This window comes from Crocosphaera chwakensis CCY0110 (assembly GCF_000169335.1).
GTDB classification, from domain to species: Bacteria; Cyanobacteriota; Cyanobacteriia; order Cyanobacteriales; family Microcystaceae; genus Crocosphaera; species Crocosphaera chwakensis.
In genome coordinates, this window is record NZ_AAXW01000030.1 from 44,410 (window position 1) to 57,249 (window position 12,840).

A 12,840-nucleotide genomic window follows, 5' to 3' on the forward strand; every position below is an offset into this window, starting at 1 on the left:
TTTAATAAAATCAAAAAAATAGTATAATTAAATACATAATAAATTTCTAAAAGAGGACATGAAAAGTTATACTTGGGCTTATATTCAAAAATATTCTAAACAAACAAAAAGATTATTAGGAATCGACTATCAACAACTCAAACAACTAATCGCTCTAGGAAAGCTTCTCAATCAGAACAATAAAGAAAAAATTGAAAAAACAAAAACCCGAATTAATCAATCAGGAAGTGGAAATCATCCTAAATTATCAGAAGAAGAACAAATAATTCTCATGTTAATTTATCTTCGTCATAATGTAAGCTTTCAATTCTTAGGACTTGTCTTCCAAGTGAGTGAATCAACGGCTCATAATATTTTTACATATTGGCAAAAACTTTTTGAGGGAGAGTTACCTCCAAGTTTGTTAGAACAAGTAAAAAAGTCCCAAGACGAAGAAAAACTTGTGATTGAACAATTAAAAGATTATGAATTGATTGTAGATAGTGCAGAACAGCCTATTGAAAGACCTTTAGACTACCAAGAGTAAAAAAGATACTTTTCAGGAAAGCAAAAAAGACATACTCTTAAAAGTCAGTTTATTGTATTACCAAAAGCTGAGGATATTGTTGATGTAGTTATTGGAAAACCTGGACCAATAAGTGACATAAAAATATGTAGGCAAACTTTAAATAAATTTAAGATAAATCAAACTTTTAGTGGGGACAAAGCCTACATTGGAGAAACTCAAATTACGACTCCGCATAAAAGAACGAAAAATGGAGAATTAACAGAAAATCAAATAGAAGAAAATAAAGCTTTATCATCTAATCGAATTTTTGTAGAGCATTTAATTAGAATAGTCAAAGTATTTAAAGTAGTTCAAGAGAGATTTCGCTTACACAAAAATAGATATAAATCGGTTTTATTAACAGTTTGCGGATTAGTCCGCTTGAGAATTAGTTCCCTAATTTTAGAAGTAACAAAATCCTGTACATCTGGAGAAATAATTGACGTTAGAATGAACCATAGTTTTATGTCTAAATTAGATTTAGTCTCTTCAAATCCTTATTAATTCGTTTTCAGGACAATTTTTTACTTCGAGTCCAATACACCTGTTTCTATTGCTGTAACTAGGTTATAGATTTTTGGAGATGTCTATTATCTGGTGCCTCAAGTTTACCTAGTGATTTTTTAATAGAAATTTCCCAGGCACTTATGGCACTAACAAAAATAATATTTTGAGTATTTGAAATAATAGCGGTTGCTTGTATTGAAAGCATAGAACTTTCATCTAACCACCACAACAATGTATGAGTATCAAGAAGATAATTCATTCACTTAAACCCATAAAACTATTTTGTATGTTATCGGGCAAAATATCAAAATCATCAGCTATTTTAACTTTTCCTTTCCAATAACCAGGTTTTCTAGATTCTAAATTAGATTGTAATTTATAATTTGTTGATTGTTTTTTTATTTTCAATATAATCGTTTCTTCTTGTTGAATAATTTCAACTTCTTGACTATCTCCTAATAATGCTTTAGGAATTAAGACACCTTCTTCATTTACTTTGAGTTTCATAATAAATTTATAATGAAATTAAGTTTTTAACTTTATTATACATTTAATAATAACACAATTAATTAAATCAATTAAAATCTTAATAATAATCCTCATTCTTTGGAAGGATAAATAAGGATATCAAAAATGTTAAACACGAATCTTTGTATTTCTATTCCCTATATAGAATTTTAAGAGAGCTTCTAGAGACATATCCTGATTATGAGCAATTGTTTTTAAAGATGCTAGAGTATCTTTAGGAATAGAAATTGATACCTTTTATGAAAGACGAGGGTTAATAGTAAAGGTCATTTATTCGTTAGGTTTGTTCATATTGTTTTTTCTTTGTGCGAGTAGCTGGACGTGCGGAAATAATTCGAGTAAGTTTCTTACCTAATATATACTTAAAAATAAGACGAATGATGATGAAATTATTTGGGATATCATCATTAATAAAACTGACCCTTTACTTGAATCTATTAAAGCAATTAGACACACCAACATCTAATAATTGATAAAACTGATGACTGATAACTATTCACTGATAACTGATACTCATCACTTTTGGATAAAAAATGCTCATATTCCTCTGTGTTTATTAGAAAATGTTTCTATTAATCCCCAGACAAGAGAACAATTATGTCATGTAGATTTAGAAATTGATCAAAACAAAATTATTAATATTATCCCTCATACTTCTCAACTTCCTGAATATCCCTATATTGATGTTAAAAAAGGAATTATTTTTCCTTGTTTTATCGATAGTCATACTCACTTAGACAAAGGACATATTTACGAGCGATCGCCTAACCTTTCTGGAACCTTTGAAGAAGCGTTAAATACCGTCAAAAAAGACGCTGAAAACCACTGGAAACCAGAAGACATTTATCGACGCATGGAATTTGGATTACAATGCAGTTATGCTCAAGGAACTATTGCTATTAGAACCCATTTAGATGCGTTTGGGGAACAAGCAAAGATCAGTTTTGATATCTTCCAGCAATTAAAAGAGCAATGGCAAAATAAAGTTATTTTACAAGGGGTTTCTTTAGTTTCCTTAGATTATTTTCTAAATAAAGAAGGAGAACAATTAGCTGATTTAGTCGCCAACTATGGACAAATTTTAGGAGGAGTTGCCTATATGAACCCTCAAATTGACGAACAATTAGATCGAGTGTTTACCTTAGCTAAGGAAAGAAATGTAGACCTAGATTTTCATGCCGACGAAACCAAAGATCCTAACTCAATTTGTTTAAAAAAAATTGCCCAAGCAGCCATTAAACATCAATTTGAAAATAAAATTGCCTGTGGTCATTGTTGTAGTTTAGCTCAACAATCTGAAGAATTAGTCAAAGAAACGATAAAATTAGTCAAAGAAGCTAATATAAATGTTATTAGTTTACCCTTATGCAATTTATATCTACAAGATAGAACCCCAGAAACTACCCCAAAATGGCGAGGAGTTACCGATGTTCACGCCTTGAAAAAACAAGGAATTCCTGTGAGTTTTGCCAGTGATAACTGTCGAGATCCCTTTTATGGGTTTGGTAATCATGACGGGTTAGAAGTTTTGAGAGAATCTGTCAGAATTTGCCATCTAGATACTAATTATGATGATTGGGTCACAACAGTTAATAAAATACCTGCACAGTTAATGAATTTATCAAATTTAGGTACAATAAGAATAGGAGCAAATGCAGATTTAGTTATTTTTAAAGCCCGTTATTTTAGTGAATTATTTGCTCGTCCTCAAAGCGATCGCCAGGTAATTAGACAAGGTCAATGGATCGACACAACCCTACCAGACTACGACCAATTAGATGATCTCATTTTTTGCTTGTGAATAATAATCACTAATTCTCAATTTTTTATTCTGCAATTCAGCAAATTGTTAATTTAGCTGCAATTTTTTTTAAGAATCTCGTTACACTAGAACCGTAAGCATATATTCCTAGTCTATTAGGAGCTTTACAAAACTTAACATAATAATGTACTATTGTTAAGGAACCGATAACAACACTAGGAATTCATACCTAAATAGAGATGTGTTCCCTTATGACACCCTGATCACTCGCTTCCATTATCAAAGTCAAAATCATGACTCATTAACAAAAAACCAATAAAACAGCAATCATAGTCAAAATTTTGTTACCATAATCTTTCCCTTTTATATATCACTATTTCTTACTCTTCATTCTGTGACACTTAACTACTAGATAAAAAATCTCTTATGAAGCTAACTAAAAGTAATCCTGATCCTGTTAGGGCTTATCTCAAAGAAATTGGTCGTGTTCCCTTGTTAACTCATGAAGAAGAGATTCTTTATGCTAAGCGCGTCCAGCGATTAGTTAACTTAGAGAAACTTCGAGACGATATCATTGAAGAAACTGGTCAAGAACCCACAGAAATCCAATGGGCTAAGACTGCTAAGATATCGAGAAAAGAATTACAATCCATAATTGAGATAGGAGAAGCAGCTAAGCGGAAAATGGTAGAAGCCAACCTTCGCTTGGTCGTATCTGTTGCTAAAAAGTACCTCAAACGGAACCTTGATCTATTGGATCTCATCCAAGAAGGAACCATCGGGATGCAGCGAGGGGTAGAAAAATTTGACCCCACCAAAGGCTATCGTTTTTCTACTTATGCTTATTGGTGGATACGTCAGGCCATCACTAGAGCGATCGCAGAAAAAAGCCGAACCATTCGCCTTCCCATTCATATCACCGAAAAACTCAATAAAATCAAAAAAGCACAACGGGAACTATCCCAACAAAAAGGTCGTGCGGCCACTGTAGTCGAATTAGCTGAAGAATTAGACTTAACCCCCAAACAAGTTAGAGAATATCTAGAAAGGGCCCGTCAACCCCTTTCCTTAGATTTACGAGTGGGGGATAATCAAGATACGGAACTAGGGGATCTTCTCGAAGATGACGGCCAGTCTCCAGAAGACTTTGCTACCCATTCCTCTTTACAGTTTGACTTAGAAAGACTGATGGAGGACTTAACCTCTCAACAAAAAGAAGTCATTGCTTTGCGCTTTGGACTCCTTGATGGACAACCCTTAACTCTAGCTAAAATTGGTTCTCGTCTGAATATTAGTCGGGAACGGGTTAGACAAATTGAGAGAGAAGCCTTATCTAAACTGAGAAAACGAAAGGCTAATATTCAAGAATATTTGGCTAGTTAATCACTACAAAAGTACCATGAGGTCGGGGGATCGGAATTTACGGTTCGGTTCTACCGACCTCAATTTTGTTAATAAACTTGTTACAGTAGAAAGGAAAGATAACTGATTAAATAGCATCAATTTCATCAAAAGCTAAATAAACAGCTAAACATCCACAGGAGGCCAACAGTGAATAATGAATTGAACCGTTCCCAGAACTTTTTTAATAGTGAAAATGAAATATCGGAAAGCTTGTGGAAATACGTTCAGTCTCTAAGTCCTGAAACCATTTCTCAACTGTCTAAACCTGACTCTGCTGAAGTTTTTCAAGTGATGGAACGGAATATTATTGGCTTACTGGGGAACCTTCCCTCTGAACATTTTGGCGTAACAGTGAGTACCAGTCGAGATCATTTAGGAAAGCTATTGGCTTCAGCCATGATGAGTGGCTACTTTTTACGCAACGCTGAACAAAGACTGAACTTTGAAAAGTCTCTACAAGCCATTAATAATAGTACCGAAAACGAAGAATAAAGCAAAATATCTTTAGGCTGGAAATTAGACTTAAACACTAGATTAATTCCAGCCATTTGATCATGACCAAGCCTTATACAACAGCTACAAATTTAAAATTCTCCTGACTAATCAGACAAAGACGAGTTCATTTTTTCTTTCTCGTACCAATTCATCAATGGAGAAGCACTAACACCATGAATAATAACTGATAATACGACGACTGAATAAGTAATCCAGGTAATTTGTGTAGCAAATTTTCCTGTTACTCCTTTACTTAAAGCATAAGTTAAATAGTAAATCGAACCCAAGCCTCTAATCCCAAACCACCCCATTAACCTTGAGGTTTTCCACGGGAGATTTGCCCCTAACATAGCTAACCAAACACCCAAGGGACGAATGAGCAAAAATAATGATCCGGCAATTAATAAAGACTGTGTTGCATATTTAAGCATCGGTTCATATAACAATAGCGTCCCTAAAATTATGATCGCAGTGACTTCCAATAACTTTTCAATTTGTCCGATAAATTCTAACTGTGCTAATCTTTTATTGGGTTGGTGAGAGTAACTTCGCTGTACTACCAAACCGGCAACAAATACCGCCAAAAATCCGTAACCATTAACCAATTCAGTCAGAGAATAAGTCAACAAGATAATACTTAACGCGACAAAATCTTCCATCAAATCATCAGCTTGACGGCGTTTTTGTAAAGTGCGATCAATCCAAACTACGGCTTTGGCTACTATAATACCCATAACGATACCTGCTGCGATCGCCCAAATCAAATCGACGGCTACCCATTTTTTAAACCAGTTTTCCCAATTAGGATTACTTTGAGCATAAATGCCAAAATAGACAAAAGGAAAAGCTAGAGAGTCGTTTAAACCCCCTTCACAAGTCAAGGCAAAGCGCAACTCATCTTTATCTTCAATATGATCTAGCTGTACCTCTGAGGCTAATACAGGATCGGTAGGAGAAAGAATTGCTGCGAGTAAACCCCCAGCACCCCAACTCATGCCTAAAATATAATGAGCGATCGCAGCTAAAGCTAAAATAGATAAAGGCATTAATAGCCCAATCAATCTAATGCTAGATTGCCACGCCCAAAGTTTGAGGGGACGATTAATTTTTAGCCCGCAACCAAATACAGACACGATCACGACAAACTCGGTTAATCTCTGCAAAAACTGCGTATCTGGCCTAATTTTGACTAATCCCAACCCATAATTACCTAATAAAATCCCAAATACAAGGTAAATCAAAGCATAAGAGAGAGGAAGACGTTTAATCCATCCTGAACCTAAAGTTACTCCCAGCAACAGCAATCCAATAACTAACAGGCTGAGAATATACGTGTTCATTATCACCTTTTGTAAAAAGCTGCCTCAATTTAGCGTAATTTTTCTAGGGGCTGAATCTATCTTAAGTGGCAAAAGAGGAATCCCGTTGGTTGAGTCGAGTGGGGGTATGTCAATTTTTCGTAGCAATAACAGGGGAGACAGTTACCTTGGCGAAATACCAGAGATCCTTACTTAGTCTCGGTGTCTGAAATTATGTTACAACAAACCCAGGTAAAAACCGTTCTTCCCTATTATCAACGGTGGTTAGAGACGATTTTGAAGGATAAAAGCAACCTCGTGGCTAAAGACATAACGTTACCAGTTTTTAATTTATCTAATCTCAGACAATCTCTGTTAATTTGGTATCAACAACAGGGAAGACACTTACCCTGGCGAAATACCAGAGATCCTTACTTAATCTGGGTCTCTGAAATTATGTTACAACAAACCCAGGTGAAAACCGTTCTTCCCTATTATCAACGGTGGTTAGACACCTTTCCTACCCTCGAAAGTTTAGCTACAGCAGAGTTACAAGAGGTCTTAAAGGCATGGGAAGGATTAGGATATTATACAAGAGCCAGAAATCTCCACAAAGCTGCTCAAATCCTATTAAATGAGTATGATGGGGTCTTTCCGCAACAACTCCCCGATGTCCTGAAATTACCTGGCATTGGACGCACCACCGCCGGGGGTATTCTCAGCGCAGCGTTTAACCAACGGATTTCTATTTTAGACGGGAATGTGAAGCGGGTGTTATCCCGTTTGATGGCGTTACCGGTTTCCCCAAAAAAAGGGATACAATCTTTATGGCAACTATCGGATCTGATTCTCGATCCGGAGAACCCCAGAGACTTCAATCAAGCATTGATGGATTTAGGGGCCGAAATATGTGTTAAAACTAAGCCTAGATGTTTACTGTGTCCCTGGACATCTCACTGTTTAGCTTATCAACAAGGCCAACAAAATCAACTTCCCATGACTGAAAAAACGAAACCCCTTCCCCATAAAAAAATTGGTGTGGCTGTTATTTATAATGACGCTGGTTTAATTTTAATTGATCGCCGTCCTGAAAAGGGTTTATTGGGTGGTTTATGGGAGTTTCCAGGGGGAAAAATAGAACCAGATGAAACCGTAGAAGACTGTATCAAACGAGAGATTAAAGAAGAGATCGATATCGAGATTGAAGTTGGGGAAAATTTAGTTAATTTAGATCATGCTTATACTCATTTTAAAGTAACCTTATATGTTCATCTTTGTCGCTATTTAACCGGAGAACCCAAACCCATCGAATGTGAAGAAATTCGTTGGGTGAGTTTAGAAGAAATTGATCAGTTTCCATTTCCAAAAGCCAATACAAAAATTATTGAACTGTTAAAAACTCATTCTATATTTTCTTGATAAAAAATTGATAAAGGAACGGCACTGATACCGTGAATCAGCACAGATCCTAAAACGACGAGACTAACCACCGACCAAACTTCTGGTAATCCCGTTTTGTGGGCTGCTAAATTAGCATAGAAAATGGCCGCTACACCAATTGGGCCAAACCAACCCATAAACAGAGCATCCAGGTATCCTTTAGTATGAGGAATAAAACGATTTAGCAATAAAAACACAGGCAGACGACGCAATAATAAAATAGCAATGACCAACACTAATCCTTGCCAACCCAGAGATAACCAGTCTTGCCAAGGTAACGCCAAACCAAACAGTGTAAACATGGTCGTAGTCGTCATTAAATCAAGAGCATCTTGCACATTTTCTTCCTTGGAACGCTCTGATCCTTTCACTACTAGATCAAAGCCGACACCTGCCATAAAAACCGCTAAAATACCATCACTTCCGATTAATTTAACCCCCCCTAACACTACAAAAGACACTGCAACCATATACACTAAAAAAGACTGTTTATCCATCATTTTTTTGCGCTGCGACCACTTCAGCAGTTTTCCTGCGAAATAACCCAAAACTAAACCAAAAATAATGGCCGCTCCCACATCCCACAACCAAATCACCGAAAACCAGTGAACAATGGGATCAGAATAAGAGGGCATAAGAATTAACAAAGGTAAAAATACAAAGGGATAAGCTAAGCCATCATTTAACCCTGACTCAGCAGCCAGCAAGTGCCGAACCCTATCGGGTAAATGTTTTTCGGCAAATTTTCCCGTGACAATGGTAGAAGCGAGAACCGGATCTGTAGGAGTCAACACCGCACCAATGAGTACCGCCACCCAAGGATCTACATTTAGAATTACATATACTAATAAACTACTAATTCCCCACATAGCCAACATCAACGGGCCAATAATAATGACTAAACTACGCCAATGCTTAAACGGATAAGCTGACTCTAAATGAAGAGCCGTGGAGATCAATTGTACAGCGATCGCCAGACGAGACAATTCTTCTAGTATTAATTCTTGGGTTCCCCAGGCATGAAGGTCAAAGATATTAAACACCGGCCCACACAATATCCCTAAAACAAGGGCAAACATCGGAGCAGATAAATAAAGCTGTTGTTTGAAAAAGCGAGACAGCAAAGCATAGGAGAAGAGTAAACCCCCTAAACTTAATAGAGCAAAATTAAATTTGGTCGGATCAAGCGACTGAGCCACAATTCAGGATATTTAACAACAAATCAATACGTTTCAATGTTTTAAATACTTAACTGATTTTTTCATCTTTCTGAGGTCTGAAATTTGACGAAACAAAATCAAAACTTTTGCTAGATGTACTCAGGGACAGTCTAGGCCAAGATGAACAGATATGAAACTATTAAAGTGATTGTGAATTTCTTCGTTTTCCTGTTTGGATTATTTCTCGTTGTATTATCCCTGATCGATGCTTTATGGACTGCCTTATGGGTAGATGGTGGCGCAGGACCTGTCACCAACCGAGTAACCAATGTGGTTTGGTGGATTATCAAAAAACTGATTCCTAAAAAGCGCAATTATTGGCTCAGTCTTGCTGGTCCAGTGATTCAAACCCTCATCGCCTTTGCTTGGGTTGGGTTGTTATGGATAGGTTGGGTAATCATGTTTAGTGCAGATAAGACTGCTTTAATCTACACTCGCGGCCCCGAAAAAACTCCCTCCGATCTCATGGACCGTATTTATTTTGTCGCTTACACAATGTCCACGATGGGTAATGGTGACGTATATCCGAGTAGCGATGTTTGGGAGTTGGCCGCCTCTTTTACGACCTTTAGCGGTATGTTTATGATTACCTTAGTAGTCAGTTTTGTCTTATCAGTGATTGGAGGCGTTACCACGAAACGAGCCTTAGCCAGTCAAATTACAGGATTAGCCAATAGTTCCGAGGACTTTCTAATTGCTATTTGGGACGGGAAAAAATTTGCAGGACTGGATTTATTCTTGATGTCCGTATCAACTCAAGTGGGGAAACTGGCTGAGCAACAATTGGCCTATCCTATCTTACACCGGTATCATGGTGCTTCTCTGGCAGAAGATAGCGCACCTGCGATCGCTGTTTTGGATGATGCCCTAACTTTACTCAGATTTGGGGTTCAAAAGCCTTATCGTCCCACGCCGTTAATGTTAAAATCTTCCCGTTCTACGGTGCAAACTTATCTAAAAACGCTGGCTTCTGCCTCTATCTATCCGTCTCCTCATCCTCCTGTTATCCCTGATCTAAGCTTACTACGAAAAGCGGGAATTCCGGTGGTTAGTGATGAGGAGTTTTTACGTTCTGTTGATAATTTAGCCCATCGTCGTAAGTTACTGTTAGGGTTAGTTGAACGCAATCATTTTCGTTGGCCGAAGTAATTCAACTGACTGAATTTTAATACTTTTAAACTTCTAAATAAACTCAATATTATGCAAAAAATTGTCTTTTTTTTTGGGGGCTTTGAACCCATTCTTCGCATTATTATTGTGGGAACATTAGCCTATCTTAGTTTATTAATTTTATTGCGTGTTTCAGGACAAAGAACTTTAACTCGAATGCACGCTTTTGATTTTGTGATTACGATTGCTATTGGTTCTACATTTGGGCGATTAATGACAGCAAAAGGGGTCTCTTTAGCTGAAAGTTTGACGGCTTTTTTGGTTTTAATCGCACTACAATCTATTTTTTCCTGGATAATGGTACGCTCTTCTAAGTTTGCTTATTGGGTCACAGCTACCCCATCGATGCTTTATTTTCGGGGGCAATTTCTCCATAAAGCGATGAAAAAACATCGGGTGACTCAAGATGAATTATTATCAGTGATTCGTCAAAATAAAATTGGTTCTCTCGAAGATGTAGAAGCTATTATTCTCGAATCAGCCGGAACCTTTGCGGTGATAAAAAAAGGGAATACTGATTATTCTGCTTTGAGTAATCTTCCTGGTATCCATTAGTGTTAACTGTTAACTTCTTACTTCTGATTAGTTCAACGTCACTCTTTAGAAGGATAATGCTTAATAATTAGATTCGTTAAGTTGAAACTAATTGTCAAAAAGTAGAGGAAATTCAATGACTGGTCATGCAAGTCATAAAGGCACTTCTCCTAAACCCAATACCAACGCAGAAGGGTCTTTGGATACGGTTACTGATGGTGTTGACCCCCATGAAATCGCACCAGATAATGCGGAAACGATGCGAGTTCAAGAAGCACCAGAAAACGAAGCAGCAACCGAAAGACCTAACAATATTTCCGATAAATAAGAATAGATAAAAAAATAAAAAAGGAACTCAGAATTATGACAGTTACTCCCGATCAAATTCCGGCTCAATCTCAGGATAGAACACCGGCATTAGAATCCCAAATGACTCCGAAGCCAGAGTATGATGATCCCAATTATAAAGGTAGTGATAAACTACGGAATAAAGTTGCTTTAATTACAGGTGGCGATAGTGGAATTGGTCGCTCTGTCGCAGTCTATTTTGCTAAAGAAGGAGCGAATGTTGCCATTTGTTATTTGGATGAGCATGAAGACGCTAAAGAAACTCAAAAAGCAGTAGAACAATATGATCGTGAATGTCTTTTAATTCCTGGAGATATTCGTAACGAAAGTTTCTGCAAAGAGGTGGTTCAACAAACATTAAATAAGTTTGGTAAGTTAGACATTTTAGTGAATAACGCTGCCGTTCAATATTTAGAACCCAGTTTACAAGATATTGATTCGGCACAGTTAGGAGATATTTTCGCTACCAATGTCTTTGCTATGTTTTATTTAACAAAGGCAGCAACTCCTCATCTAAAACCAGGGAGTTCTATTATTAATACCACCTCCATTAATGCTTACAAAGGTAACTCGAAACTGTTGAGTTATTCCACAACAAAAGGGGCAATTTTAGCCTTTACTCGTTCAATTGCAGAACCTTTATTAGAAAAAGGAATTCGGGTTAATGGAGTTGCTCCTGGACCGATTTGGACACCGTTTATTCCTGATGCTTTTGAAGAAGAAGCTGTTAGTAATTTCGGGAAACAAGTTCCCATGCAACGTCCTGGACAACCTAAAGAAGTTGCTCCTAGTTTCGTTTTCTTAGCTTCAGAAGATGCTTCTTATATGTCAGGACAAGTGCTTCATCCTAATGGTGGGGTTGTAATTGGTGCGTAACTAAGTTTATTTTTTGAACAGTTGAAAAACTCTTGCAATTTTTAGCATAAAGAGGAATCTCTTTGTGCTATTTTATGCTAGATAAGCAATTTATGTTATAGTAATTTTCATATTCATCGACTGGGTCTACCAGTCATTATTTTTATTCAAATGTCTTTTAATCGTCGTCAATTTTTAACTGCATCTTTAGGAAGTTTAACTCTTCTAACGTCTATTTATTCTAAAGCATCCGCCCAAAATAATTCTATTATTAAACCCCGAAAACTTAAAGCAGGTTCAGGGGTTGGTTTAGTAAGTCCGGCAGGAGCCACTTTTACCACAGAAGATATTAATATCGTACAAGATGCGGTCAAAGCATTGGGATTAGTTCCTTATTTAGCACCTCATATTTTAGATCAATATGGTTATTTAGCAGGAAAGGATAAAGATAGGGCAAATGATATTAATCGCTTTTTTGCTGACCCTAATATTGATCTATTATTACCCATTCGTGGGGGTTGGGGATGCGCTCGTATTTTACCTTATCTAGATTATAATCTAATTAAAAATAATCCGAAAATTATTATCGGTTTTAGTGATTTAACCACCTTATTAATGGCAATTTATACCCAGTCAGGTTTAGTTACTTTTCATGGTCCTAATGGGTTGACTTCTTGGCGGACAGCACAAGTAAACTCTTTTAAACAAGCTTTATTTACTAATAAAAAAATC

General features: G+C 36.6%; 15 protein-coding genes. 11 read left to right on the plus strand and 4 right to left on the minus strand.

From position 1 onward, the window contains the following. Positions 1–58: 58 nt before the first annotated feature. Positions 59–526 (plus strand): helix-turn-helix domain-containing protein, encoded by a 468-nt coding sequence (locus CY0110_RS30985; RefSeq protein ID WP_008276786.1) that lies wholly within the window; start codon positions 59–61, stop codon positions 524–526. Positions 527–577: 51 nt separating this feature from the next. After that, on the plus strand, positions 578–1,051 hold the full coding sequence (locus tag CY0110_RS30990; protein WP_071943863.1) for a transposase family protein: 474 nt from the start codon (positions 578–580) through the stop codon (positions 1,049–1,051). Between the two features lie 58 nt (positions 1,052–1,109). On the opposite strand, the gene CY0110_RS17240 is transcribed toward CY0110_RS30990, so the two are convergent. Further along, positions 1,110–1,313, minus strand: coding sequence for a type II toxin-antitoxin system VapC family toxin (locus tag CY0110_RS17240; protein ID WP_008276788.1), 204 nt, complete (start codon positions 1,311–1,313; stop codon positions 1,110–1,112). After that, positions 1,310–1,561 (minus strand): hypothetical protein, encoded by a 252-nt coding sequence (locus tag CY0110_RS17245; protein WP_008276789.1) that lies wholly within the window; start codon positions 1,559–1,561, stop codon positions 1,310–1,312. Before CY0110_RS17245 ends, CY0110_RS17240 begins: the two co-directional genes overlap by 4 nt. 502 nt (positions 1,562–2,063) lie before the next feature. On the opposite strand from CY0110_RS17245, the gene CY0110_RS17250 reads away from it, so the two are divergent. The 3 genes from CY0110_RS17250 to CY0110_RS17260 all read left to right on the plus strand — a co-directional run bounded on the left by CY0110_RS17250 (position 2,064) and on the right by CY0110_RS17260 (position 5,240). Next, positions 2,064–3,383: a cytosine deaminase gene (locus CY0110_RS17250; RefSeq protein ID WP_008276790.1), complete on the plus strand. Its 1,320-nt coding sequence runs from the start codon at positions 2,064–2,066 to the stop codon at positions 3,381–3,383. A 387-nt stretch (positions 3,384–3,770) separates the two neighbouring features. Then, the gene (locus CY0110_RS17255; RefSeq protein WP_008276791.1) at positions 3,771–4,727 is read left to right on the plus strand and encodes an RNA polymerase sigma factor, RpoD/SigA family; all 957 of its coding nucleotides are present in this window, start codon (positions 3,771–3,773) and stop codon (positions 4,725–4,727) included. A 168-nt stretch (positions 4,728–4,895) separates the two neighbouring features. After that, entirely contained in the window at positions 4,896–5,240 is a 345-nt protein-coding gene (locus CY0110_RS17260) for a DUF760 domain-containing protein (RefSeq protein ID WP_008276792.1), read from the plus strand. A gap of 107 nt (positions 5,241–5,347) precedes the next feature. On the opposite strand, the gene CY0110_RS17265 is transcribed toward CY0110_RS17260, so the two are convergent. Then, on the minus strand, positions 5,348–6,583 hold the full coding sequence (locus CY0110_RS17265) for a cation:proton antiporter (protein ID WP_008276793.1): 1,236 nt from the start codon (positions 6,581–6,583) through the stop codon (positions 5,348–5,350). A gap of 192 nt (positions 6,584–6,775) precedes the next feature. On the opposite strand from CY0110_RS17265, the gene mutY reads away from it, so the two are divergent. Beyond that, positions 6,776–7,960, plus strand: a complete 1,185-nt coding sequence (mutY, locus tag CY0110_RS17270; protein WP_408605579.1) for an A/G-specific adenine glycosylase — start codon at positions 6,776–6,778, stop codon at positions 7,958–7,960. On the opposite strand, the gene CY0110_RS17275 is transcribed toward mutY, so the two are convergent. Then, on the minus strand, positions 7,942–9,180 hold the full coding sequence (locus CY0110_RS17275; RefSeq protein WP_008276795.1) for a cation:proton antiporter domain-containing protein: 1,239 nt from the start codon (positions 9,178–9,180) through the stop codon (positions 7,942–7,944). The two genes, mutY and CY0110_RS17275, sit on opposite strands and share 19 nt — an antisense overlap. Before the next feature lie 141 nt (positions 9,181–9,321). Here CY0110_RS17275 and CY0110_RS17280 point away from each other — a divergent pair, with 141 nt between their 5' ends. From CY0110_RS17280 to CY0110_RS17300, 5 genes are all read left to right on the plus strand, one after another. After that, the gene (locus CY0110_RS17280) at positions 9,322–10,350 is read left to right on the plus strand and encodes a potassium channel family protein (RefSeq protein WP_008276796.1); all 1,029 of its coding nucleotides are present in this window, start codon (positions 9,322–9,324) and stop codon (positions 10,348–10,350) included. Positions 10,351–10,401: 51 nt separating this feature from the next. Continuing rightward, positions 10,402–10,926 (plus strand): DUF421 domain-containing protein, encoded by a 525-nt coding sequence (locus CY0110_RS17285; protein WP_008276797.1) that lies wholly within the window; start codon positions 10,402–10,404, stop codon positions 10,924–10,926. A gap of 115 nt (positions 10,927–11,041) precedes the next feature. After that, the gene (locus CY0110_RS17290; protein ID WP_008276798.1) at positions 11,042–11,233 is read left to right on the plus strand and encodes a hypothetical protein; all 192 of its coding nucleotides are present in this window, start codon (positions 11,042–11,044) and stop codon (positions 11,231–11,233) included. Positions 11,234–11,268: 35 nt separating this feature from the next. Further along, complete coding sequence (locus CY0110_RS17295) at positions 11,269–12,129, plus strand: SDR family oxidoreductase (RefSeq protein WP_008276799.1); 861 nt, start codon at positions 11,269–11,271, stop codon at positions 12,127–12,129. 150 nt (positions 12,130–12,279) lie between these two features. After that, the coding region (locus CY0110_RS17300) for a S66 peptidase family protein (RefSeq protein WP_008276800.1) at positions 12,280–12,840 on the plus strand (561 nt) is incomplete at its 3' end.